The 26,070-nt window shown below is 39.6% G+C and carries 22 protein-coding genes; 3 read left to right on the forward strand and 19 right to left on the reverse strand.

The window, feature by feature from the left end; translation table 11 throughout:
* Positions 1-127: 127 nt before the first annotated feature.
* Genes DC487_RS07705 through DC487_RS07715 form a run of 3 tightly spaced genes read right to left on the reverse strand, consistent with a single transcriptional unit; the run spans position 128 to position 2,841 of the window.
* Complete coding sequence (locus DC487_RS07705) at positions 128-832, reverse strand: enoyl-CoA hydratase/isomerase family protein (RefSeq protein ID WP_116775378.1); 705 nt, start codon at positions 830-832, stop codon at positions 128-130.
* A gap of 4 nt (positions 833-836) precedes the next feature.
* Positions 837-1,697, reverse strand: coding sequence for a beta/alpha barrel domain-containing protein (locus DC487_RS07710; protein WP_116775379.1), 861 nt, complete (start codon positions 1,695-1,697; stop codon positions 837-839).
* Positions 1,687-2,841, reverse strand: a complete 1,155-nt coding sequence (locus DC487_RS07715; protein WP_116775380.1) for an acyl-CoA dehydrogenase family protein — start codon at positions 2,839-2,841, stop codon at positions 1,687-1,689. Before DC487_RS07715 ends, DC487_RS07710 begins: the two co-directional genes overlap by 11 nt.
* A 138-nt stretch (positions 2,842-2,979) precedes the next feature.
* Here DC487_RS07715 and DC487_RS07720 point away from each other — a divergent pair, with 138 nt between their 5' ends.
* Positions 2,980-4,587: an acyl-CoA carboxylase subunit beta gene (locus DC487_RS07720; protein WP_116775381.1), complete on the forward strand. Its 1,608-nt coding sequence runs from the start codon at positions 2,980-2,982 to the stop codon at positions 4,585-4,587.
* Positions 4,588-4,783: 196 nt separating this feature from the next.
* Here the strand turns inward: DC487_RS07720 and thiL are convergent, their stop codons facing one another.
* Together thiL and nadA are read right to left on the reverse strand one after the other, a co-directional pair.
* Complete coding sequence (gene thiL / locus DC487_RS07725) at positions 4,784-5,821, reverse strand: thiamine-phosphate kinase (protein WP_116775382.1); 1,038 nt, start codon at positions 5,819-5,821, stop codon at positions 4,784-4,786.
* Between the two features lie 21 nt (positions 5,822-5,842).
* Positions 5,843-6,841, reverse strand: coding sequence for a quinolinate synthase NadA (gene nadA, locus DC487_RS07730; RefSeq protein ID WP_116775383.1), 999 nt, complete (start codon positions 6,839-6,841; stop codon positions 5,843-5,845).
* Between the two features lie 481 nt (positions 6,842-7,322).
* On the opposite strand from nadA, the gene nadB reads away from it, so the two are divergent.
* Positions 7,323-8,915 (forward strand): L-aspartate oxidase, encoded by a 1,593-nt coding sequence (gene nadB, locus DC487_RS07735; RefSeq protein WP_116775384.1) that lies wholly within the window; start codon positions 7,323-7,325, stop codon positions 8,913-8,915.
* A 10-nt stretch (positions 8,916-8,925) separates the two neighbouring features.
* A complete protein-coding gene (locus DC487_RS07740) occupies positions 8,926-9,453 on the forward strand; it encodes a gamma carbonic anhydrase family protein (RefSeq protein WP_116775385.1) in 528 nt (175 codons plus the stop codon).
* Here DC487_RS07740 and DC487_RS07745 read toward each other — a convergent pair.
* From DC487_RS07745 to DC487_RS07810, 14 genes are all read right to left on the reverse strand, one after another.
* A complete protein-coding gene (locus DC487_RS07745; RefSeq protein WP_239016340.1) occupies positions 9,450-11,012 on the reverse strand; it encodes an Ig-like domain-containing protein in 1,563 nt (520 codons plus the stop codon). The genes DC487_RS07740 and DC487_RS07745 overlap by 4 nt on opposite strands.
* A gap of 203 nt (positions 11,013-11,215) precedes the next feature.
* Entirely contained in the window at positions 11,216-13,072 is a 1,857-nt protein-coding gene (gene mnmG / locus DC487_RS07750) for a tRNA uridine-5-carboxymethylaminomethyl(34) synthesis enzyme MnmG (protein ID WP_116775387.1), read from the reverse strand.
* A 55-nt stretch (positions 13,073-13,127) separates the two neighbouring features.
* Positions 13,128-14,993 (reverse strand): ABC-F family ATP-binding cassette domain-containing protein, encoded by a 1,866-nt coding sequence (locus DC487_RS07755; protein ID WP_116775388.1) that lies wholly within the window; start codon positions 14,991-14,993, stop codon positions 13,128-13,130.
* A complete protein-coding gene (locus tag DC487_RS07760; protein ID WP_116775389.1) occupies positions 14,990-15,655 on the reverse strand; it encodes an NAD-dependent epimerase/dehydratase family protein in 666 nt (221 codons plus the stop codon). The genes DC487_RS07755 and DC487_RS07760 overlap by 4 nt, the downstream gene beginning before the upstream one ends.
* 103 nt (positions 15,656-15,758) lie before the next feature.
* Positions 15,759-16,145, reverse strand: coding sequence for a Co2+/Mg2+ efflux protein ApaG (gene apaG / locus DC487_RS07765; protein ID WP_116775390.1), 387 nt, complete (start codon positions 16,143-16,145; stop codon positions 15,759-15,761).
* A 34-nt stretch (positions 16,146-16,179) separates the two neighbouring features.
* Positions 16,180-18,513 carry a GumC family protein gene (locus tag DC487_RS07770; protein ID WP_116775391.1) on the reverse strand — a complete coding sequence of 778 codons (2,334 nt, stop codon included), beginning with the start codon at positions 18,511-18,513 and terminating at the stop codon, positions 16,180-16,182.
* A 7-nt stretch (positions 18,514-18,520) separates the two neighbouring features.
* Entirely contained in the window at positions 18,521-19,309 is a 789-nt protein-coding gene (locus DC487_RS07775) for a polysaccharide biosynthesis/export family protein (protein ID WP_116775392.1), read from the reverse strand.
* 12 nt (positions 19,310-19,321) lie between these two features.
* On the reverse strand, positions 19,322-20,245 hold the full coding sequence (locus DC487_RS07780) for a hypothetical protein (protein WP_116775393.1): 924 nt from the start codon (positions 20,243-20,245) through the stop codon (positions 19,322-19,324).
* 6 nt (positions 20,246-20,251) lie between these two features.
* Complete coding sequence (locus tag DC487_RS07785; protein WP_116775394.1) at positions 20,252-21,877, reverse strand: ABC transporter ATP-binding protein; 1,626 nt, start codon at positions 21,875-21,877, stop codon at positions 20,252-20,254.
* 10 nt (positions 21,878-21,887) lie between these two features.
* Entirely contained in the window at positions 21,888-22,964 is a 1,077-nt protein-coding gene (locus tag DC487_RS07790; protein ID WP_116775395.1) for a nucleotidyltransferase family protein, read from the reverse strand.
* A 4-nt stretch (positions 22,965-22,968) separates the two neighbouring features.
* A complete protein-coding gene (locus DC487_RS07795; RefSeq protein ID WP_116775396.1) occupies positions 22,969-23,247 on the reverse strand; it encodes a PqqD family protein in 279 nt (92 codons plus the stop codon).
* The gene (locus tag DC487_RS07800; protein ID WP_116775397.1) at positions 23,244-23,699 is read right to left on the reverse strand and encodes a S24/S26 family peptidase; all 456 of its coding nucleotides are present in this window, start codon (positions 23,697-23,699) and stop codon (positions 23,244-23,246) included. Before DC487_RS07800 ends, DC487_RS07795 begins: the two co-directional genes overlap by 4 nt.
* Positions 23,700-23,825: 126 nt before the next feature.
* Positions 23,826-24,965: a glycosyltransferase gene (locus tag DC487_RS07805; RefSeq protein WP_116775398.1), complete on the reverse strand. Its 1,140-nt coding sequence runs from the start codon at positions 24,963-24,965 to the stop codon at positions 23,826-23,828.
* Complete coding sequence (locus tag DC487_RS07810; RefSeq protein WP_116775399.1) at positions 24,958-26,067, reverse strand: glycosyltransferase; 1,110 nt, start codon at positions 26,065-26,067, stop codon at positions 24,958-24,960. The genes DC487_RS07805 and DC487_RS07810 overlap by 8 nt, the downstream gene beginning before the upstream one ends.
* Positions 26,068-26,070: the final 3 nt, after the last annotated feature.

The following is a 26,070-nucleotide window of genomic DNA, read 5'->3' on the forward strand; positions in this document are numbered from 1 at the left end:
ATTAACAATATACACAAATAAATGTTTCTGCTAATCAATAAGCTCCGTGTTAATTTGTATGTATTTGATGTAAACAAATGGTCTGAATTTCCGCAAAAAAGAATGCTATTTACATTTCATTAAGTACTTATCTAAGCTTATCCAATACCTGCATTAGGTAGCTGTATTGCTTTTCTGTAGGAATGCTTTTCAATTGACAAATAGATTCGAATCCTGCTTTGAGAACAGAAACATTGGCCTTAGCAAATTTATCTAACAAGTTTTGCAAAGCGCCTTCTTCCAGATATCCATCAACAATACCTACAGACAGCGCTTCTTCAACCGAAAAATAATCGGTATTCAAACATAATTGCAACACTTTCTTTTCTGGAACTACGCGCAGCAAACTGGCCATCACTTGAAATGGAAAAATGCCTAAGTCCAATTCAGGAAGCCTAAAACGGACTTCTGGTTTGGCGAATACATAGGTACATCCGAGTACGTACAAAAATCCGCCAGCAATCACATCACCTTCAACCACCGCGATAGAAGGTTTATGTAATTTTGTGAACACTTCACCTAAAGAAATATCGATATGCGGAATAGCTTCATTTCTTACATCCAAGCTTTCGTCGCGAAATGTTTTGAGATCCATTCCGGCACAAAATACGGGTCCTTCTGCAGAAAGCACCACAACCGTAATTCCATCATCCTGATTGATCTGTTCGATGGCATGCGCTATTTCGCTAATCGTAGCTGGTGTAAAAGCATTCCGCTTCGCGGGACGCGCCAAGATCAGATGAAATATATGGTCTTCTTTACGGGTTTTGATGTAATGGTACGGTGTTTCCATGGCCTCATTGATGACTAATAGTTGGCTTCACTAATTCTTGAAACGCTGTAATAATCGGTTGTAGTTCCTCAATAGAACTTTTTTCAAAGCGGCGTAGCAGCAATTCGGTAGGCATATTTCCGACCAAATTATCTTGCGCAAACGGGCATCCACCATAACCTAAAATTGCCCCTTCAAATCTTCGGCATCCAGCATCGTAAGCTGCATCAATCTTGGCTAACGCATTTTCTGGCCGACTATGCAGGTGAATTCCTGGATTTAAATCCGGAAAATGTTGGTTCACCAAACTAAAAACTTCGGTGATACTGCTTGTCGTAGCTTCTGCTGTGGTATCCGCTATGGAAAAATTGTTTATTCCAAAATCTTGCAACTGCTGAATCCAATCTAACACCAAATCAGCATGCCAAGGATCATCATATGGATTTCCGAATGCCATAGAAATATAGAGCAGCATTTCTTTATTACTTGCTGCTGTCAAATCCTGCATTGCTTTTACCAGCTCGAAGGATTCCGAAATACTGCTATGTGTATTTCGCTGTTGAAAAGTTTCGGAAATGGAGAAAGGATATCCCAAATAATCAATTTGATCGTATTCTAGCGCTTCTTTCACGCCTCGTTCGTTAGCTACGATGACAGATAATTTGGTATCATTTGTTTTTTGTAACCCAGCGATCACTGATGCCGTATCAGCCATTTGCGGTACCGCTTTTGGAGATACAAAACTTCCTACATCGAGGCATGCAAACGCATTACTGGATAACAGAAGATTGATATAATCGATCTTCTGCTGCACCGGAATATGCCGATCTAATGCCTGAATGGCATCACGGACGCAATCTACTATTTGAATATCTTTATAGGACATCTTTTTTTATTTCTCGCGCGATGACCATTTTCTGAATAGCACTCGTGCCTTCTCCAATAGTACATAGCTTCGCATCTCTAAAATACTTCTCGGCGGCAAAATCTTTGGTAAAGCCATAGCCACCGTGGATTTGCACACTTTCATTAGATACTTTGACCGCCGTTTCTGAGGCGTACAATTTGGCCATGGCTCCTGCTTTGGTCACTTTCTCACCTTGATCTTTCAACATCGCGGCATGCTTGACTAGCAATTCCGATGCTTCAATCTCGGTGGCCATATCTGCTAATTTAAACGATACATCTTGAAATTCGAAAATCGGCTTGTTGAATTGCTCACGTTCCTGCGCATATTTCAACGCACATTCGTATGCTCCACGTGCTATGCCCAACGATAAGGCGGCAATGGAAATACGTCCTCCATCCAACAGTTTCAACGCTTGTACGAATCCTGTACCGATATCGCCGATCATCTGGCTTTTGTGTACACGGCAGTTGTCGAAAAATAAACTCGCTGTTTCGGACGCACGCATACCTAATTTGTCCATCTTTTGACCAGCTGTGAATCCGGGCGTTCCTTTTTCTATAATGAATGCCGAAACGCCATGTTTGTCGCCCTTCTCTCCCGTTCGCACCATCACGACAGCAACATCTCCGGAGATGGCGTGCGTGATAAAGGTTTTATTGCCATTAATCACATAATGATCGCCATCCAATACACCAACGGTAGAAAGTCCGCCAGCATCGGAACCCGATCCCGTTTCCGTCAATCCCCAAGCGCCAATCCATTCGCCTGTGGCGAGCTTAGGAAGATATTTTTGCTTTTGCTCCTCGTTGGCAAAGGAAAGAATATGATTAGTACATAAGGAATTGTGCGCCGCTACAGACAGACCGATAGATCCGCATACTTTAGATATCTCATCGAGAATAGCAATATATTCTTGATAACTAAGGCCTGCTCCACCATATTCTTCGGGTACGAGAATACCCATAAATCCGTAATCGCCTAATTTTTTGAATAACTCGACGGGAAATTTTTGGGGCTCGTCCCAAGTCATGATATGCGGTTTGATATGTGCCAGTGCAAAATCTCTTGCACTTTGCCTTACCATTTGTAATTGTTCTGTATCAATTGAATTTTTCATCATAAAATTTTGCTTAGGCTCACAAAGGCTGTGATAAATACTTTACAAATATTATAAAAAACAAATTAAATTTTATGATATTTATACAAATTTAACAATACAACCAGTTGTAAATTAGTATTTCATTAGATAACACATATTATGGAAAACTTATTGTCTGAACTCCGGAAAAAGTTAGAAACACTGCATTTAGGTGGCGGAATCAAGAAGATCGAAAAACACCAATCTAAAGGCAAGATGACGGCTTGGGAACGCGTTCACTATATATTGGATGCCGATAGCGAGTATGTGGAAATAGGAAGTTTTGCGGGCGAGGATCTATATCCAGAACATGGCGGCTGCCCGAATGGTGGTGTGGTCATCGTTTTGGGTTATATACAACAGAGATTATGCGTAGTGGTTTCAAATGATGCGACGGTAAAAGCCGGCGCTTGGTTTCCTATTAGTGCCAAGAAAAATCTACGCGCGCAAGAAATCGCCATGGAAAATCATCTGCCCATTATTTATTTAGTGGATTCAGCCGGTGTTTACTTACCGATGCAAGACGAGATATTTCCAGACAAAGAACATTTTGGACGAATTTTTAGGAATAATGCCAAGATTTCCTCGATGGGCATTCCGCAGATATCGGCGATTATGGGTTCCTGCGTAGCAGGTGGCGCCTATTTGCCGATCATGTCTGATTATGCGTTGATCGTTGAAGGTACGGGATCGGTTTTTTTAGCCGGTTCTTACTTGGTGAAATCTTCCATCGGTGAAGTGATTGATAATGAAGCCTTGGGCGGTGCGACCACGCATTGCGAAATCTCAGGCGTGACGGATAATAAATATCCGGATGATAAAAGCTGTCTAGATGCAATTCGCGGAATTGTGGATAAGTTTGGCCATCAAGATAAAGCGCATTTCTCGCGCATTGCGGCAGCAGAGCCAGCGCAGGACGCGAACTATCTATATAATTACTTTCCGCAGGACAGATTGAAACCTTATGATATGCATGAGGTGTTGAAATGTATTGTGGATAAAGATAGTCTGGAAGAATATAAAAAGGATTACGGAAAGACGATTATCTGTGCACTAGCGCGCGTCGATGGTTGGGCTGTGGGTATTGTTGCCAATCAACGGCAGGTGGTAAAAGCCAAAAAACCTGGAAACGCGACAGAAATGCAAATGGGCGGTGTGATTTATTCGGATTCTGCGGATAAAGCCGCTCGCTTTATTATGAATTGTAATCAGCAAAAGATTCCTTTGGTATTCTTGCAAGATGTGACCGGTTTTATGGTGGGATCACGCTCGGAACAAGGTGGGATCATCAAAGATGGCGCAAAAATGGTGAATGCCATGGCGAATTCTGTCGTACCTAAATTCACCTTTATTGTCGGAAATAGCTATGGTGCGGGCAATTACGCGATGTGTGGAAAAGCCTACGATCCACGATTGATTTATGCTTGGCCCACCGCTCAAATGGCGGTAATGAGTGGCGCTTCGGCCGGAAAAACCTTATTACAGATCCAAGAAGCGACGCTGAAAGCGCAAAACAAAGAGCTGACCGAAAAAGAAAAAGAAGCGCTGTTAGAGAAAATCAATGCGACATATCAAAAGCAATTGAGCCCATATTATGCGGCAGCTCGTTTGTGGGTGGATGGTGTTATTGATCCAATAGACACGCGTAAAATCATCTCGATGGGGATTGAAGCAGCGAATCAGAATCCGACGATGGAGCGGTATAATGTTGGTGTGATACAGACATAGGGAATTGTTTATATAAAGCAAAAGGCGGTATTAGAACCGCCTTTTGCTTTGTATAATTATAAAGGCTCGTCATTACGAAACCGAGGTACGAAGGTGTGGCAATCTAAAGCGCCATCAACTTTATCAACTCTCTCAACCTTATCAACCCCTATCAACTATTATCAACGCTATCAACTCTCTCAACCCCTTCTTAAACCTACTTAAAAGCGTTCCAACCTTGCGCTTGCAATGGATGCACTTTTCCGGATTTAGAGATCATTTGACAACCTGCAGAGCCTTCGGTCATGTGGCCGATCACGGTAATGTCCAGTTGGTTTTTCACCTTATCATAATCTGACTGTGGAATGGTGAATAACAATTCGTAATCCTCGCCCCCACTCAACGCACAGATCGTAGGATCTAAGCCAAATTCTCTGGCTGTATCGTACGTCATGGGATCCAATGGAATTTTGTCTTCATAGATCGTACAACCTACATTAGAGGCTTTTGCAATGTGCAAAATCTCCGATGCCAAACCATCCGATACATCGATCATGGCATTGGGTTTGATATCCAATTGACGCAATAATTCGACAACGTCTCCGCGGGCATCAGGTTTTAATTGGCGTTCGATAATATAGTCTTTCCCTTCCAGATCAGGCTGAATCTTTGGGTTTTCTAAGAAAATCTGCTTCTCGCGCTCCAGCAATTGTAAACCAACATAAGCACCACCCAAATCGCCAGAAACGCATAATAAATCGCCTTCTTTCGCGCCAGAACGATATGTAATATCCGCTTCGTCAGCATATCCGATGCTAGTTACCGAAAGCACCAATCCCTGGTGACTTGCCGAGGTATCGCCGCCAATCAAATCGATATTGTACTTGTTGCAAGCCAATAGTGCGCCTTCATAAATCTCTTCGACCGCTTCTAATGGAAACTTGGAAGACATGCCGATCGAGAACGTGATCTGAGAAGCCGTGCCATTCATGGCATATATATCACTCAAATTGACTTGTACTGCCTTGTATCCCAAGTGTTTTAAGGGAACGTAGCGCAAATCAAAATGCACGTTTTCCAGTAATAGATCCGTGGAAATCAGGGTTTTCTTTCCTTCAAAATTAAGCACAGCCGCATCATCGCCAATTCCCTTAATAGAGGATGCTTGTGTTAGTTGTACCGATTGCGTCAAATGGGCAATCAGCCCAAATTCTCCTAATTCCTTAATATCTGTTTTTTCGCTATTGTCAAACATAGTATTCGTGTAAAAGGTGAACTACAATCCTAGACGTTCCGAGATTTCCAACATTCGTTCAATGGGTTTTTGAGCACGTTGTATTACATCTGCTGGAAGTACGACTTCGGGCAATTCATAATGCAGGCAATTGTACAATTTCTCCAGTGTATTCAATTTCATGTGTGGACAATCGTTACAAGCGCATAGATTATTCGGCGGAGCCGGAATGAAAGTTTTGCTTGGACTGGCCTTCTGCATCTGATGTAAAATACCCGATTCGGTCGCTACGATAAACGTATCTGCCGAATTTTCAATTGTATATTTAAGCATTCCAGATGTGGATCCGATGTAATCGGCTTGTGCCAAGATATGATCTTCACATTCTGGATGCGCGATAAATTTAGCCGTTGGATATTCGGCTCTTAAGCCATTAATCCTATCCTGCGAGAAAATTTCATGTACCATACAGGCGCCATTCCACAGCACTAAATCTCTGCCTGTTTTCTTTTTCACATACGCTCCCAAGTTGCGATCCGGACCAAAGATTATTTTCTGGTCTTTGGGTAAGCTTTCCACAATCTGTACCGCATTACTGGAAGTACAGACGATGTCGGATAGCGCTTTCAATTCCGCCGTACAATTCACATAGGTAATCACCAGATGATCAGGATATTGTTCCTTAAATTTAGCAAATAAGTGCGGTGGACAACTATCTGATAATGAACAACCTGCCTTTAGATCAGGTAATAACACTTTCTTCTCTGGTGATAATATCTTGGCCGTTTCAGCCATGAAGTGCACACCCGCAAAAAGAATTACATCAGCCTCTGTTTTAGCGGCTTGTTGCGACAATCCCAAGCTGTCGCCAATGTAATCCGCTATATCCTGAATTTCGCTTTCTTGGTAATAATGAGCCAAGATCACGGCATTTTTTTCTTTTTTCAGACGCTGGATTTCTGCGATTAAATCTATCGATGGATCGATAGGAAGATCGATATATCCTTTAGCTTCTAAAACAGTATCAAACCTAGTATCCATTTTTCTCTTCTATGCAATGGTGATGATGTTTTCCATGATGGAGGAACAGGACAAAAGTAAAGAAACAATTTCAAACGAAATCCACATTCCCTTTTTTCAATAATTAATAAAGAGTTTTATATAAAATGATCTTATTGTTTATTAGTGTGTGGATAATGGGGATAAGTGAATTCATTTTTTTGACGGAGTAATGGATATTTTAGTTTATCCACAGCTTATCCACAATTTGAAATATAGATTTATGCTGATTATCAGCCCTGTAATTTTTGGCCTTTTATTTTTTCCATGTTTCGATGTGAAATCTTTGTTGTTTACATTTTGTTAATATTGGATTCATGATGTGGTAATATGTTTCCACAAATTCTTGATTTTTGTTCCAGATTGTGGAATAAAATAAAGTTTTACTTTTCGCTCCACCGTTTATCGACATGTTTTCCACATTATTTGTTAATTTGTTGGTCTATTATTACATCGTTTACCCATGTCTGAAAAGTGTACTGATTTCTTAATTGTAGGTTCTGGAATAGCGGGTTTGAGTTTTGCACTCAAAGCAGCCACATTAGGTAAAGTATTAATTGTTACCAAATCTAATGAAGATGAATCCAACACCAAATATGCGCAAGGTGGCGTCGCAGTCGTCATTGACAAGGCAGATAGCTTTGAAGATCACATAGCTGATACGCATATTGCAGGTGATGGTTTGTGTGACCCTGCTGTGGTAGAGCATGTTATTAAAGAAGGACCAGATCGTATTGCCGAATTGATTGCCTATGGTACTAGCTTTGATAAAGAAGCTTCTGGGAGCTATGATTTGGCCAAGGAGGGTGGACATTCTGCGCATCGTATATTACATTATAAGGATATCACTGGTTATGAGATTGAAAGAGCATTGTTAGAACGTGTACATGCTCATCCTAATATCGAGATTCTGACGCATTACTTTGCGGTAGATTTGATTACTCAACATCATGTTGGCATACATGTGGATAAACGTTCAGAAGATATCTCTTGTTATGGTATTTATGCCTTAAATACGGCTACAGGTCGTGTGGAAAAGTTCCTTTCGAAGGTGACTCTAATGGCGACTGGCGGTGCTGGACATGTGTATTCAAGTACTACCAATCCTACTATAGCGACTGGTGATGGGATCGCGATGGTTTATCGTGCCAAAGGTAAGGTTCGTAATATGGAATTCATTCAATTCCATCCAACCGCCTTGTTTAATCCGGCAGAATATCCCGCTTTTCTGATTTCGGAAGCGGTGCGTGGTTTTGGTGGTATTTTGCGCAGAGCCGATGGGGTTTCATTTATGGAAGAGTATGATGTACGTGGATCGCTCGCACCTAGAGATGTGGTTGCGCGTGCTATTGACCTAGAAATGAAGAAGTCTGGGTTGGATTACGTGTATTTAGATATTACGCATCGTAGCAAAGAAGATATATTGGAACATTTTCCTAACATATATGAACAATGTATGCGTATTGGTGTGGATATGAGCTCAGACTTTATACCGGTATCTCCTGCCGCGCATTATTTATGTGGTGGTATTATGGTTGATGGCAATGGTGCTACGAGTATTCAACATTTGTACGCCTGCGGCGAATGTGCTTCTACGGGTTTGCATGGTGCTAATCGTTTGGCATCCAATTCCTTATTGGAAGCAGCAGTTTATGCACATCGTATCTTCAAACATGTGGAAAACCTCTTTGATTCTCTTTCACATCGAGTCGGTATTCCCGAATGGGATGATACAGATACGAGTTTATCGAACGAAGATATCTTAGTTACGCACAATCTGCGCGAAACGCAAAAATTGATGAGTGACTATGTGGGAATTGTACGTTCGGATTTTCGTTTAGAACGCGCATTGCGTCGCCTAGGTTTATTATATGACGAAACGGAATCTTTTTATAAGAATACCAGACTGTCTGTAAAACTATGTGAGTTACGAAATGTTATACAAGTGGCTTATCTGGTGGTCAAGTCAGCCATGGCGCGCAAAGAAAGTCGGGGTCTGCATTACACCACAGATTATCCTGATCACGCCGCCAAATTACAGGATACTATTTACTAATTTTTACGTTATGTCAGCTATTATATTGCCAGTAGGTGAGCATGTTCCACAGATTGCTTTAGATGCTTTTCTGGCGCCCAATTGTACGGTTGTGGGCGATGTTACCATTGGTTCGCACTGTTCCATCTGGTTTAATGCCGTGATTCGTGGTGATGTGAATTACATTAAAATCGGTAATTATACCAATATCCAAGATAATGTAACGATACATGGCACCTATGAACGGAATGGTACAGACATTGGATCATATGTGAATATTGGTCATAATGCCATCGTACATGGCTGCGTGATACACTCGCATGTATTAGTAGGTATGGGCGCTATCGTGATGGATCGTGCTGTATTACAAAGTCACGTAATTATTGCTGCTGGCGCTGTGGTTTTAGAAAATACGATCTGTGAATCAGGCTATCTTTATGCTGGTGTTCCAGCAAAGAAAATTAAGCCATTAACCGAGGAACAGTTAGCGTTACTCGAAAAATTACCACACAATTATGTGAAGTATAGCTCTTGGTTTAAGGATGATAGTACGATCTAACGCGTGTTAAATCGTACATCAATGGTTTCATTTTGTTCCCAGTTTGCTCGGATGGTAAATGTCCTGTCCAAATACCATATCGGTTCTTGATAGGTCATCGTCCATACGTCGGCCGGATCCCATTTACCATTTCTATTTCTATCCCATATTACGCGGATACTATATTTTCCGGTAGGATATTTACGATAAGCCAATTGATGATTCGTGGGTAGTATTTGTGATTCGAAAACCTTCTCCTTATTTTCTGATATCAATTCAATAACATATTGCTGTGCGGTATCCAGACCATTAAATGTTAAGGCGATGTCGCCATAGCTTTCCGCTTCGTTCATGGTGAATTGGATCTTTTCTTCTTTATTGACTTCTTCGAAATAACCTTGCATAGCGCCTTCCTCCAGCGTCAATTCGTAATTTCTTTTTGGACGCCAATTAAAACGGATGTGGTACATTTCTGGGTTGATACTATCTGCTTGCAATTGAAAGTTACGTCGAGGAATAGAATCTTCTACGAGAATAACTTTTGATTTATCCACCTGTTGTAGCGGTGTTCCTGCTGATAGTTGAATATGTTTGACACGATCTACCTTGTTAGTAATACTAAATCGAGGTGTTACGGCTCTGTCTAATTTTAGATTTCTAGGTTTACGGATTACACTGGTATCTAACACACCCGTAATATCAGATAATTCGAATTTGACGGAATCAAAGTCTAAGTTGGGCAAGTAGACGCGTACAGAGTCATTTGTCGGTGCAAATCTTGGAATAGCCTGGCCATTCATCACCACTGGATCTAAGATTCGGAGCGTGGGTTGTTCTAGTATTTTATTAAATACGAGGAGTGCCATGCCACTACTTTCTAATTTGCGTTCTAACATCCTAAAATTACGGACCGGCCCTTTGCTCAGCTCAAGATGTATTCCTGCCGTATCGCGTCTTAAAACAATACTATCTTGAAGAAAACCAATCCATTCATCAGGTGAATTGTAAGTACGATCGTTGTTTTGCTCTTGGATAGCATATATGCGATAGGTATCTTCTTTTAGATTTTGCAATCTAAAAGTACCTGACGTATCTACTGTGGTGAAAATGGATGCTTTTTTCTTTCCAAAAATAGAATCTCTACTAGTAGGTATCAGGATGACGTTGATGTCTTTATCTTTTTCTGGATCGAAATCTTGCGTAAATCCATTGCTCACACTACCCTCTATCGAAAGTGAATCTAACTCGGGTCCGGTCGAAAATACATACGTGTAATTTAGAATAGGATTGCCTTCGTTGAAGTCTACTAATCCTTTTCCCAAGTTAATGGTATATGTTGTGTTTACTTCCAAACTATCTGGTAGTTCTATGTGAAGTGTGCGCTTGCGAATTTTGAAAATGGCTGGAATATCCATATCCGGTGATACACTGAATTCCTTTTGTTGATTGGTCGTCTTTACAAATTCATCAAAGGTGATTTGAATTTTTCGTTCCGTAAAATTCGTAGAGAAATTCGCTGGTAGTTCAGAGACAACACTCGGTGGAATCGAATCTTTAGGGCCACCAGTCGGTCGCGACATGTTAGCACATTGCTGAAATGCCGTCGTTATGACTATTGCTAATAGTAGTAAATATATGTTCTGTTTTAACGCTATTTTTAAGCGTTTTAAGACACTTTTATTGTTTTTGGATATAGAACCCATATTTTATAAAATAGTACGTGTAATCAACTAAAAATGTGTCGTTATAAATTTTATGTAAATATTTGATTTACAGTTATTTACTATATATGAACCATCAAAATGCTAATATCTGCCGGAGAAACACCTGAAATTCTAGATGCTTGCCCTAAAGTGCGAGGTCTTACCGTAGTAAGTTTTTGCCGTGCTTCTGTTGACAGCGAATTAATAGTAGAATAGTCAAAATCATGATGAATTTCTTTGTCTTCCATCTTTTTCATTTTGTTCACGATTTCCATTTCTTTTTCAAAGTAGCTGTCATACTTAACCTTGATCTCCGCCTGTTCGATAGTCTCTGCATCGAAGTTGTTGAGATAGGCACCCAAATTCTTGTCTACTTTGGCTAGAGATACTATATCGACCTGTGGTCGACTCAATAAATTAAATAGTCTCGTTTTTTGAGTAATGGCAGACGATCCCCAATCTTCCAATGCCGTATTCACGTCACTAGGTTCTGTGCTAGTGTTGCGCATGAATTGAACAATTTTATCAGAGTTTGATATCTTCTCTTCTACCCTATTCATACGCTCGTCACTAACTAATCCTAGCTTATAAGCTATTGGTGTCAATCGAATATCTGCATTATCTTGACGTAATAGTAAACGATGTTCTGCTCGGGAGGTAAACATACGGTATGGTTCGTCTGTGCCTTTTGTGACTAAGTCGTCTATCAATACACCGATGTACGATTCTGATCTTTTCAATATGAGTTCATGCTGATCGTTGATTCGTTGATGTGCATTAAGGCCTGCGATGAATCCTTGGGCAGCAGCTTCCTCATAACCTGTAGTTCCATTAATCTGTCCAGCAAAGAAGAGATGTTTGATACGTTGAGTTTCCAATGTTAGATCTAATTGCATTGGCGGGAAGTAATCGTATTCGATCGCATAACCCGGCCTATACATCTTGGCTGTTTCGAAACCTGGAATAGATCTCAAAGCTTTTAATTGTACATCTTCAGGTAATGAAGTTGAAAAACCATTTACATAGATTTCAACTGTTCTAAAACCCTCTGGTTCCACGAAGATTTGGTGTCGATCTCTTTCTGCGAATCGATTTATTTTATCTTCTATGGACGGACAGTATCTTGGGCCTAGACCTTTGATACGACCAGTAAACATGGGAGATTGTTCGAACCCTGTTTTCAAAATTTCGTGTACATCTGGATTGGTATAGGTGATCCAGCAACAGCGTTTTTCGAGAGGTCGTTCTATATCAGTGTAAGAGAATCTGCCAGGGTTTTCATCGCCCCATTGTTCTTCCATTTTTGTATAGTCCAGACTTCTACCATCAACACGTGGTGGCGTTCCTGTTTTCATTCTGCCCGCTTCAAAACCTAATGAAACCAATTGTTCCGTCAGACCAGTTGCAGCCTTTTCGCCAGTTCTTCCACCACCGAAAGTTTTTTCTCCCACATGAATAACCCCGTTCAGGAAAGTGCCGTTGGTGAGTACGACGGCGTCACAAGCAATACGAATACCTAACGATGTCACTACACCACGAACTACATTGTCTTCTACAATTAGTTCCTTGACGGTGTCTTGCCATATATCGAGATTAGGCAAATCTTCTAATTTCCAACGCCATTCTTCTGCAAAGCGCATGCGATCATTTTGCGCTCTTGGACTCCACATAGCTGGTCCTTTCGAGCGATTGAGCATTCTAAACTGGATGGTAGATTTATCGGCGATAATTCCGGTATAACCTCCCATAGCATCAATTTCTCGTACAATTTGTCCTTTTGCTACACCACCGATAGCCGGGTTACAGCTCATTTGGGCTATAACGCCCATATTCATCGTAATTAAAAGGGTTTTCGATCCCATATTAGCAGCTACTGCAGCAGCTTCACAACCTGCATGTCCTGCCCCTACTACAATGACGTTATATTTATCAAACATGATATTTTATACTATGTTCCACGTGAAACATCTATCGGATGTTTCACGTGGAACGTTATAATAATTCCGCTAATTCAAGCCAACGAGCGGATTTGTTGTCTAATTCTAATTTTAAATCTTCAATCTTTTGAGCAATTTCACTCAATTCTACATGATCTGTAACCTGTGTTAACTTATCTGAAAGCATGGTTATTTCACTTTCTGTTTGTTCAATCTCGGTTTCTAGATTGTTGTATTCAATCTGTTCCTTGTATGATATTTTTGACTTGGTAGGTTTTGCTTCCGCGATAACTACCGGTTCAGAAACCTTTATTTTGTTGACCTTTTCCGCTTTTAATTTTTCGTCATTTTCGAATTTAAAGTCTGCATAATTTCCATTATACATATTGACAAATCCGCTGCTATCGAAAATGAATAATTGATCGGTTAGTTTATCTAATAGGTATCTATCATGTGTTACCAATAAAAGCACACCTGTGAAACGCTCCAAGAAATCTTCTAATATATTCAATGTGTCCATGTCCAAATCATTGGAAGGCTCATCGAGAATTAAAAAATTTGGATTAAGCATGAGCACACGCATTAGTTGCAAACGTTTACGCTCCCCACCACTCAATTTAGATACCATCCCAAATTGCTTTTCTGGTGGAAAAAGAAACTGAGTAAGTAATTGCGAGGCCGTAATGATTCCGTCTTTGCCCATGTCGATATGTTCCGCTACATCTTTAACGACATCAATCACGCGCTGGTTTTCCCGAAAATCTAATCCGCCTTGCTTATAATATCCTATCACGGTGGTCTCACCTGTTGATATACTTCCACTATCAGGTTCTAGCGCCTTTGTGATTAAGTTTAGAAAGGTTGATTTACCACTACCATTTCTTCCCGCTAAGCCAATGCGATCACCTTTTTTAAAGGTATAGGTGAACTCTGAAATAATTGGGCTTTTTTTGAATGATTTGCTAACCGCTTCAATTTCCATAATCTTAGAACCTTGGCGCGATGTCTGCATCTTTAATTGCACTTTGTCGTGTTCTGTAGGAGCTTTTGATTTATCCTGCAAATCATAAAATGCCTCAATTCTAGATTTGGATTTCGTTCCACGCGCTTTTGGTTGACGGCGCATCCACTCCAATTCCTTTTTCCAAAGATTCCGGGCTTTGTCCGCACTCGCAACTTGTGATAGATGCCGTTCCGCTTTCTTCTCTACAAAGTTGGCATAATCACCTTTGTATTGAAATATTTCTCCCCTATCCAATTCACGAATTTCCTGACAAACATGATCTAGGAAATAGCGGTCGTGTGATACAATTAGAACGGTCTTATTTCCGGAAGTCAACAATTTTTCTAACCATTCAATCGTCTCGATATCCAAATGGTTGGTAGGTTCATCCAAGATGTATACATCCGGCTCATCAATTAACAACTTAGCTAAGGCCAATCTTTTTTGCTGACCCCCTGACATAGAAGATATCTTCTTATCGAAATCTGATATTTGCAAGCGATTTAAGATCGTTTTGATCTGATGCTCGTATTCCCATGCATTAAGTGCTGTTAGTTCATCAGAGATGCGTCCTAATTCGTCTACATCGTAATCATCCGATTCTACTAAGCGCTCATAGTCTTTAATGAGTTGCTGTTGTTTATTATCTGCACTATATATAAAATCTTCGATCGTATTCAAATGCGCAAAATCAGGTTCTTGCGGTAAATAGCCAACACGAATACCGCGCTCACTAACTACAGTGCCGCTATCTGGATCCATTACGCCAGCCATTATCTTCAAAAGGGTTGACTTTCCGGTACCGTTGATACCTACTAAAGCTATACGATCTCCAGCCTGCATGCCGAAATGTAATTCACGAAAAAGCCAACGATCGTGAAAGGAATGACTTAATTTTTCTGTACTTAATATGCTCACGCGAGTTTTTTAATTTGTTCTGTATTATATGTGTGCACACCAGGATGATCGATCCCAGCTGTCTTTACCAATGCTTGCGCAATCGTTTTTCCATCAATGCTTCGGTATTTTTTTAGATTACCTAATAATAAGGGATTAATTATTTTGAAAAACCAAGACGCAAAGCCCTCTGCAGGTCTGACTTCGTCTCGATTTCCCGTAATTAATGCTGGTCGCATGATGTACAGTTCTTCAAAATTCAGAGCCTTGATATCTTCTTCAACTTGACCCTTCATCTGCATGTAGAAATTGTTTGATTTCACGTTTGCTCCTAAAGCAGATACGAAGGAGAATTTCGTAGCACCATTCGATTGGCCTATTTTGGCAACTTTAACAGGATAGTCATGATCAACTTTTAAATAGTCGCTCTTGTCCGGAGTCTTCTTCTTAGTAGAACCTAAACAGCTGAAAATGTGGTTGATATGTAATTTTTCGATAAAAGAATCTATACTATTAAAATCAGCCTGAATTTGAACCAGACGTTCGTGTTCTAGGGGAATTCCACGGCGGCTTACCGCATAGATTACATCATACGTATTCTGCTGTAAAAGCATTTTGGTGGTGTGCAGACCGACGAGGCCGCTGGCGCCCAATACTAAGGCCTGTGACTTTGTAGTTGACATAATATTCCAAATGTCAAAAGTACACAATAATTCGACAAGAGATTGTTAAATCCCCTTAACGAAAAGATGCAAGTATATAAGATGACGATGAAATGTATATATATCAGTTCATCCTAAAATCGGCTATGAGATTAAATCTTGGTATAGCAACGGCCAATAGTTCACCATCCGATAAGCGCTGCATCTCATAAAATCCTTGCATATATCCCATATCGCTACGTAAATTGCAACCAGAAGCATATTGATGGATTTGTCCCGATTCAAGGATTGGTTGTTCACCGACCACACCTTCCCCATCCACTTGTTTATGATCTCCTATGGTATCAAAAATATCCCAATGGCGCCTAATCAGTTGAATTGTGTCTAGGCTCTGGTTTTCTATCGTAATACGATAAGCAAACATGAAATGAAGATTATCTGGATTGGAATATTCTGGCTGATAAATTGCCTCCACCGAAATCCTTACATCTGAAGTAATTTGACTAATCATATGTTGTAGCATTAAGATACCACTAAAGTACTAATTATTTCTTTGCTCCATATCCATAACCATATCCGTAGCCATATCCATACCCGTAACCATATCCTGCCCTTCCTTTGCGGATACCGTTGAGCACGACGCCCATATTATTCAATAAACCTTGCTGGTAAATGTTTTCAATCTCAGGTAACTGTCTTTTGTCCATCTTACCTGCCCTAATTACAAAGATTGTCAGTTCTGATATTCTGTTAATAATAGAGGAATCGGCTACTACCCCGACAGGAACATTATCTACCACAATGTAATCATAGAGCTCTTTTAACTCCGCGATTAAGCTATCTAAGCGATCGCTCAAGAGCAGTTCGACGGGATTTGGTGCTACTACTCCGATCGGAATAATATCAACAATACCAGAGATTTCATTCTTGTATAAAACATCTTGAAGCGAAACGCTGCGATCAGCAAGATAATGACTCACCCCTTTTGTTTTTGGTACATTGACTTTTGCGCTTAATGTACCTTTACGAAGATCGAGATCTAACAACAAAACTTTTTTCTTTAAGAATGCCAAACTGGTCGCTAAATTAATGGCACAAAACGTCTTCCCTACTCCCTCTGTGAGAGAAGTGAGGGTGATTACCTGTTTGCTTTTTCCATTAGACATGAAGTCTATATTGGTTCGTAAAATTCTGAATGTTTCTGTTACTGGATCAGTTGCCTGTTCTCTTACGATAACGTGCACGTTCTTCTTACTGTTTTTTGAAAAAGGTATTTCGCCTAGAAATGGAACGGTTAATGATTTTTCTAAGTCTTTACGATCACGTACGGAGGTATTTAGGAAAAGTATCAATAACAAAATTGCTGTCGGAATAGCAATACCAATACCTATACCAATAGCTAATTTGCGAACTTTGTTAGGAGAAACAGGAAAATCACTACCGGAAGCTGGATCTATGACACGGATATTGTCATCTGCCATTGCTTGATTTAATGCATTTTCTTCCCTTTTATTTAATAGTAAGATGTAAAGCTCTTCTTTAACCTTTTGATTCCTTTCTATCCCCAATACTTGACGTTGCTTTGCTGGCATTGATATGGCATCTTTTTGCGCTGAGGCCATATCTCTTTGAGCATTTCTTACTCTAATTTGTAGGCCAGATACAGCATTGTCTACCGCACGCTCAATATTCTGCCTGTTGGAACTCAAATACTGATCGAGCTCCTGAACATAAGGGTTGTTTGAATTATTACCTTCTAGCAGGCGATTTCTACGTAATAGTGCGCTATTGTAATCACTGATATAACGGTCTACATTAAGATCTGCCAATCCCATATTGCTAGGAATTAATTTTTCTGATCTACCGGCATCGTAAATATAATCGCGCATCATTTCAGCAAGGCTTAGTTGCGTCTCTAACTCACGACTGGCATTTAGATATTCACGACTTTCAGTGATATACATACCTGCCGCCTCATTTACATCCATACCCTTATTATCCATTTTGATGCGTTCTAAGTCGGTTTCCACTGTACCTAGATCACGCTCGATAATGGCAATACGCTCCCGAATAAAATCAGCCGTACTAACAGCAACACGATTTTTTTCTTCCACGGTTTGTTCATTATATACCTCAATAAGGGTTTTGATCAGGTCTGTCGCTCTTTTTGGAGAATGATCTTCTAACGTTAATTGCAAAAGTCCAGCATCATCTTCTATTTGAACGATCTTCATTCTAGATAGAAAATAGGACACCATTGTTTCTCTGGGGATCTTCGTCACCGTGATTTCCTCACCAAAGATGGAAGGTTTGTATAGCTTATTGGAAGATATTGTAAGCTTTCCTATAGGTGTTGTAGTTTCTTCTCTTAATTTAATCCTTTGGCTATGAATGATGTTATCATTTTCCATTAATAGAAAGTCTACATGGTTAGAATCCTTTGGAATAATAGTCATTGAAGCATGCGCTTCCGGATCTAATTTAGTAAAGGTCACTCGGATAGGAGAATCTTTATATAATTCAATATTGCGTAAACCCTCTGTTTTTGAATACGATATATCACCCTGAATCGTTGCAATAGTGTGCCGCATCAATTCCTTAGATTTCAATTGCAGAATTTCACTTGCCACACTAACCGTATTCATCATAGAGCTACGTGTAAATCGCGCTGTGACGTTCGTATTTTGAGGAGTCTTAATCATCAGTATAGCAGCTTTGCTGTATACAAAAGGTGTCTTACTATATTGATAATAATAATACCCACCAAAAAATAGTACTGAAAGTAAAAACCACTTCCAATGAACAAAAAGGTATTTAAGTAAATCAAGTACGTTAATAGACTTGTCTTCTGCTCCTGCTATATTTGTATCTTTTAACATAAAGAGATTATCGAATTAGAATTAATATGGATATTATCATACTTGCTACACCAGTGAATAGTCCTAAATAACGTATGGTATTATCTTCTCTTGCTGACGGAATAGGACCTTTAGGGTGTACGTAGACGATATCGTTTTGTTGCAAGAAAAATGTTGGCGAATTAAATAAGTTAGTTGATTCAACATCATTCATATACATCTTGCGTACACCATTCTCTTCTCGGATAACACTGACTTTGCTTGGCACAGCATTAGAAGTTAATCCACCAGAACGAGCTAATGCATCTAATAGTGTTACTCGAGTGTCCGGAATATCGAGTATACCCACAGAACGAACTTCACCCATCATAGTAATTTTAACATTTATCAATTCTACTTTGACGATGGGTTCCGCAATCAATTTTTTACTGACCAAATTTTCCCATATTAAATCGCGTACGCCATCAATCGTTAGACCCTCTACGCTCAAAGAACCAATGATTGGGTAATCAATTCTACCATCAGTATCTACCAAAAAAGTATTATTTGATTGTCCACCTCGGATATTTGCTTGTCCGTCAGGATCAATACCGTAATTACCTATGTCTAAATTAAATGGTGCTGCCAACTCGGGATTCTTGGAACTAACCGTTATGCTCAGACGATCGTTTTGTTGGATACGAATTGGAGCCGCTGCAACCGTAGGGTAAGCGACACCTTCTTTCATATCTTTTACGTAAACAATTTTCTTGGACACGATGCAAGAATGTAATGAAAATAGAGATATTAAGGCGGTAAAAAACAGTAATTTTTTCATGTTTTATTATGATTAAGCATTTTTAATTTCGGTAGCAGATAAATATGCGGCCTCTGCATTGGGAAGACACTCCAATTCGCCGATGGCTACATTTGATACAATGTGTTCAACGAGATCTGCCATGCTAGCAAATAGATCCTGATTCCATCGAAGCGCAGAGCAACTAGGCAACAAGGTAATGAAAGCAAATTGACCAGATTTCCAAGACATTTTATTATGAGGAGCTTGTTTAAGCCTTACGATGGCGCGTAAATCCGCACTTGCATTACGATAACACGGAGTTTTCCCACTCCAAGGTGTCCCATAAATACGAACGGTGCCATCTTCCTCTATCTTTACCGCAGGATTATCATCATTGAGCAACTTCGAGCCATTTATGTGTTTTAGCCATAAATTACTGTGCGTACTTTTTCCCGTTCCACTTTTCCCCAAAAAAGCGTAAGCCTCTTTACCTCTTTCAATAACGGAGGCGTGGATCAGAATTGTTTTATGCAACAGGGCAGATTGAGCAAAAGTGACCATCAGTAACCAGCTAATGATTTCTTTTGGTGCGACCGAATCGTAAACCCAATGAATTGTTGATTGCGAGAAATCTTTTTTACTCGTCATAAACCAAGTTCCTGGAGAATGCGCGCTCATTATTGTCGTAACGTATTCGTCAGCCATTTCGAAAAACTTAAAACGATTACCCCAAATAATGGATATGTCACTCAAGAGCTTTGCTCCAGTGGGTGGTTTATCAAACCGTTCTTTTGTGATCAGTACACGACTTATAACCGGCCTAAGTTGAGAAACTTCCACTCGAAAATCGTGGAAGCTAGGAAGTAAGCTATCTAGGTCTATCTCGGTGTCAGATTGCACTTCTATCGAGCAATCTGCTATCGTATAATAGAAAGATTGTAGCACAGAAGGGTTTTGGTTAGTTTCTTTCTTCATTTTTAGTTAGTGCAAGTAAACCGATGTATCACAATATTCCGCTAATTTTAGATCATGCGTAACAAATATCAAGATTTTATTTTTTCCTTCATATAATAATTGTTTAATAAGACGCGCTGAAGTTTCCTCATCTAATGCAGATGTAGGCTCGTCAAAAAGCCACACTGGCGTGTCTCTAATGATAGCTCTAGCTATAGCAATACGTTGCGCCTGTCCTTCTGATAATCCATATCCCGATTCTCCTATAAAGGTATGTATTCCCTGCGGTAAGTCATGTACAAAATTTGCGGAGGAAAGCTCCAAGGCAGATTCTATCTTTTCAGTTGATACAAGCAGAGAACCCACAATATTTTCTCTTATGGTGCCAGTGAATAAGGAATTTCCTTGCGGAACAAAAGCGAAGTTTTCGCGGTGTTTTTCATCTAATAAATGTACCGTGTTAATTCCATCTTCTAAGGAAATTTTGCCACTATCTGGTGTGCACAAAGCAAGTAATAGCCGTAACAACGTAGTCTTGCCACGACCACTGCTTCCTAATATTGCTAATGGCTTCCCTACACATACCTCAAAAGATAAATTGTTGATAACGTTGGTCTCTTCGTACTTGAATGATACATTTTCAAAACGTATTTTCTCAATACTTTCTAGCTTTACTGGCTTTGGTTTTATTTCTTTTTTATCTTCAAAAAGCTCTAATATACGATCTAAAGACACTCTAAATCGTACTAAGGAAGGAACAAAGGCTGCCCCTGATAAAATAGGATTTTGTATACGTCCTACTAACTGTAAAAAAGCAGTCATCGTACCAAATGAAATCTCGTGTTGATTAAGCCGGTATACTCCCCAAATAAAAGCAATCAGGTATCCAATATTCATGGTGATCCTAACAGTTGTATTGCTGATTAAATTGAAATTGATTTGACGCATCTTTAGTTGAAGCAGTCGTGCTTGTTCGTTTCTCAATTTATCATCTCGATGAGGGAGTAACCCAAGCGCTTGAATAATCATCCGGAAACGCAGGTTTTCTTGAATAATATTTCCTACAGCACTATCAGCCGCTTTTGCTTCCTGATTCAGCTTTCGCATCTTTTTAAAGTAGAGCTTAGAAAAGAGGAATAACGGTGTAATGATTAATATCATTGCGGCTAATATAGGATCCATGCTCCATAAAAAATATAAGGAGGCAAGTAATTTTAGTATCGTAACAAAGAATGATATCCCCGCACTGCCGATCATCTGTACCACATCGCGATTGTCTTCCTGAAGTCTCATCATTAGATCGCCAGTTTGTCTTTTTTTGATCGAATTCCAACTAGAGAGCATCTGCTCTTTGGTGAGCAAGTTTTGAAGTTGAATGGTCATTTTTAGCCGCGTATTCTCGTCAATCCAACTAGATATAGTTCGTATAATTACTCCACCTAATGCCGCCACAATGATTAGGACAAGTATCGGAAGTATTTCTTTTTCAAAATCTGCTGTTGCACGATCTATCGCAATTTTAGACCAATAAACAAACAGAAGAGATAATGCAACTCCCACCAATTCTAATAAAAAATACAACGATAACCGTACTCGATATCTTTGTGTGAAGGATCTGACCCACTCATATTGTTGTCGATAGGTATAATTCATGGACGGCAGATTAGTTAGTGAAACGCGAGTAAAACTGTACCATTGGAAAAGAAAGTGCTTCCATACGCGCAAAAGGTAGGTATCTCATTAAGTTCTTCCACAAACGTGTATTTAATACCGTTCGATTACCAGTTTGTGTTTCTGAGTCATCAGCCGAAAATCCGAAGTTTCCTGCAGTCCATACATCTCGCATCATCGTTTCTACAAACGAATATTTGACCAAAGGGAAAGGAAGTTTATTTTCCGGTAGGCCGAGATATTGTACTAATACCCCGTGTAACACGTGGATAAATTTTAGAACACCAAATCTTTTGTAAACAGTCAATAATTTGTCAGAGTTCAACTCCTCTTGATACGTGTAGCAAACACGGGCAGCATCGCATAACTGTCGTAAGCCAATTCCATAAGCCAACAGATGTTTAAGAATATGAATCGAAACCGAAACATGCATTAACAAAGAAGAGGGCAATAGCCATTCATCACCATTATTCCAAATTGACTGCGTTAGATTTGCTTCAGATCGGTATAATTGCTGGGTAAAATGTGCTTTGAACGGATTATGAATGTCAATCATACGACGATGTAGTTCTACTTCAGCATCGTTCCAGATGGCATACGTACTAAAACCAGGGACAGATTTTACTTGAACGCCTTGATCTGTTAAGAGCTTTCTAGCCAAGTCGTATTCTTTTTTGTTCTGAAAAAACCAATCGATGTCACCAGGAAGGCGTACACTAGGATTTTCGTAACAACGAGCAACTCCCTGTCCCTTTAGCAGAAGGGGATGAAGATTGTGATTTGAAAAAAAATTAATTTGCTCGTTAACTTGTTTATCCATCCACCCGTTACGTTGCTCGATCTGCTCCATGCGTACAGTCCAGGATAAAATTAAAGAACGAGGCGGCAATAAGTGGTCTGGTAGTGTGATCATACCTTGATACAATAACCCTTCGACAGTATGATTTAAGGCCATATGAAACACATCTTGCCATTGATTGGAAGACAAGGGAAACCCTTCGAAATCAGATACTGCTTGATTCCAAAGACCAGATCTCAACAAAGTAAGAAATACGTTTCGTGCCTTCACCCTTTTACTTATAATTTTTGTCCAGCAAATTTTGAGCTATAAAAACATCTAGCAATTTTTGAACATCTTTACTAGCTTGTTCTTCTGACACCTCGTATTCTTCTAAGAGCTTTTCAACCATATCTTCCTTGGAAAACTCCTGAGGATGTAGTTGTTGCCAAAGCCAAGCTGCTGTTTCGTTCAACGTATAAACTTTTGATAAATCGACTTTATCCTGTCCAGGTTCTACAATGATATAGTCTTTTCCGATCTGTCTTAGTTTAAGCTCTTTTCTTAATTTCATAGATTTATTTTACGTTTAAACAATTTTGCCCACACCCTTCTTACTGGTCGTACATAATACCAGAATTGTGCAAAGCACATTACTCGACTTGTATAAAGCGGTACATTTTTTTTGTTTCGAGTGGCTTCACACAGAAACCCAATTACCGACTGACGCTCTACTTTTTCTATTTGCACCAAATTAGCATCACCCGCCAGAAAAACATGTTGCTTGTCTAAACGGACTATTCGATGAAGAATATAACCATTTTCAAAATAGGCTAAAACAATATGTCCAATCTTTAACGTTATTCCTTTTAGTGGCTTCACAGTGATAAGATCTTTCTCTTTCAAGAATGGACTCATACTTGAACCTCGAACTGTAAAAACAACTTCTTTTCCAGCATTGATGTACTCCAGTACGTGCTCGAAAAAAACACTGTTTTTAATAGTTATTGGTAAAATATGCGACATAAAAAGAATCCATTTATCCTAACAACAAATCTAGCTCTTTTTGTGTTGAATTGAAGAACTGACTCTATCAGCATCAGAATAAATATAGATACTTGTCGATAATACGCTACAATTATTGAATACTAGTTATAGGCCAATATTTTCATAAATCTGTAGCGTTTTGTCGATCATACATTTGTCCGTAAATAATCTTTCATACCGCATCCGTGCACCCGCACTCAGCTTTTGATACGTTTCTTGATTTTCTGCTAAGTGACGAATAGCTTTTGCTAGCGCTTCCGGATTTTCTTTTTCTACCACAAACCCCGATACGCCATCAGCATTGACCCAGCTTACACCCGAGCCCTCGATATGAGTAGATACTACAGGTTTTCCGAGCGACATCGCTTCGATTTGTACAATAGCGAAAGCTTCTGTTTTCTGCGTAGAGCTTAGACAGAATATATCACAGATATCAAAGTAACAAGGAACCTCATCGTCAGCAATATAATCAAGGAGTTGAACCCGATTACAAATATCTAATCGAGAGATCAAAGCGAGTAAATCTTCTTTTAAAGGTCCTTTTCCACCAATGATAAGAAGATAGCTATCATCTAGCAACTTCATCGCCTCTATCATATGGTTATAACCCTTGTATTCTACTAAGCGACCTAAAGCAAATATAATTTTTTTACCAGTATATTTTTCACGGATTACTTGGGAGATGCTTTTTTGTGGCTGTAAGGGCTCTACTCCGATAGGAATGTAAGTCACTTTGTGTTGCACTTTTTTCAAAAATGGCGACTCTTGTACATAAGTAGGAGATGTGCCCACGATTATATCTGCTCTTTTGATAAGCCAACGCTGCAAAGGCTTGTACAACAGCAATAGTTTTTTTTGTTTTACAATGTCGCTATGCCAATGTAAGACCACTTTTCCCTGATATCCAGAAAGGAACAAAGACAGACATGCCATCGGATCGGGATGATGAATATGTATTGCGTCGTAATGCTTTTTGATCTTACGAAGCTTGGAAATCATTGCCGGTGCTAACATCGTAGCTGCTAACTTTAATTGAGTCGGTACAATGATTATACGAGCATATTCATTAAGTTGTATATCTCTTGCCTCGTAATTTTCAGTACTGGCACATAGCATATCACAATGGATTTGGCGCTTGGATAAACCTAGCATAAGGTCGTACATTACTTTTTCGACGCCACCACGAATGGGATAAAACTTGCCGATCTGCAATATTTTTCCCTTTTGACGATTATCTCTATCCATGTAATAATGTTTTAAATAATTCACTCCAGCTATGTGCTACCGGGTCTTCAATAGGTTCTCTTTCTACAGCGGTAAGAAATGCGGTGTCACCCATAATTAGACGCTCCATTTGCGTTGCCAAATCATTTGCATTTTCAGGGTTGAAGAAGGCAACATTATTGCTTCCTGCTGCTGTTTCATGTGTGTATGGAAGATCGGCCAAAAGCATCGGCTTTTCAAAAAGAGCGAATTCTGAAATGGGTAGTCCCCAGCTCTCGACTTTGGATGGGAAAAGCAAACAATTGCTTGCTGCATAGATTTTGAACAGTTCATTTCTGCTCACAAAGCCACCAAAATTCATAGTTTTAAGGCTTCCCCAGTGCTTATACAACCATTTTGCATAGGCATTTTCATCACCTTTAACGGTAATTTGAATTTTAAAATTTTTCACACCGCGTTTTTCCAAAATTTCTGCAGCTGCGCAAAGCACTTCAAAATTTTTATGGCTATTTGGTGATGCCGCATATATAAAGCGATATAGCTGATCTGATGTCTGTTCTACGTTTATGATTGGCATTTTGCTTTCATGCTCTGGAGGAGCAACTATTATACTTTTTTTGTCGAAACCAAACATAGCTGACATAGCATTTCTAAACCAAACTTGTTGGACGACTAAGAAAGTGTTTTGGTGAATGTTAGTCCGATAAATGTATTTAGTAAAAGCCGAAATTGCCGCAATTTTTGGAGAGAACAACCAATCGTGCATTTTACGCTTATAGAAAGCGTAAGTATTATGACAATACACTGCACGCCGTTTTGCGATTACTGTTGGTGTGGTATCGTGTAAAGAGAACCACAAATCGATGCTTCCGATTTGTTTTGATACAGATTTTAGACTGATATATTCATACCACAAGCGATTGATCCAGCGCTTTTTGGGCCAGCGTGTTTCTATGTATTCAATATTTGGGAACTTGGCTAATTCTTTATCATAAACAATGGCAACAATACGGTATGCTGGATCACTTGCCAATGTAGAAAGATAGGCCAAGCAATCTTTTAAAATAGTTAAAGTCCCGGCTTCTACTAAATTAACTGCAGAAATGACAATCGTCTTTCTCATTGT

The organism is Sphingobacterium corticibacter (assembly GCF_003076635.1).
In the GTDB taxonomy this organism is placed as follows: domain Bacteria; phylum Bacteroidota; class Bacteroidia; order Sphingobacteriales; family Sphingobacteriaceae; genus Sphingobacterium; species Sphingobacterium corticibacter.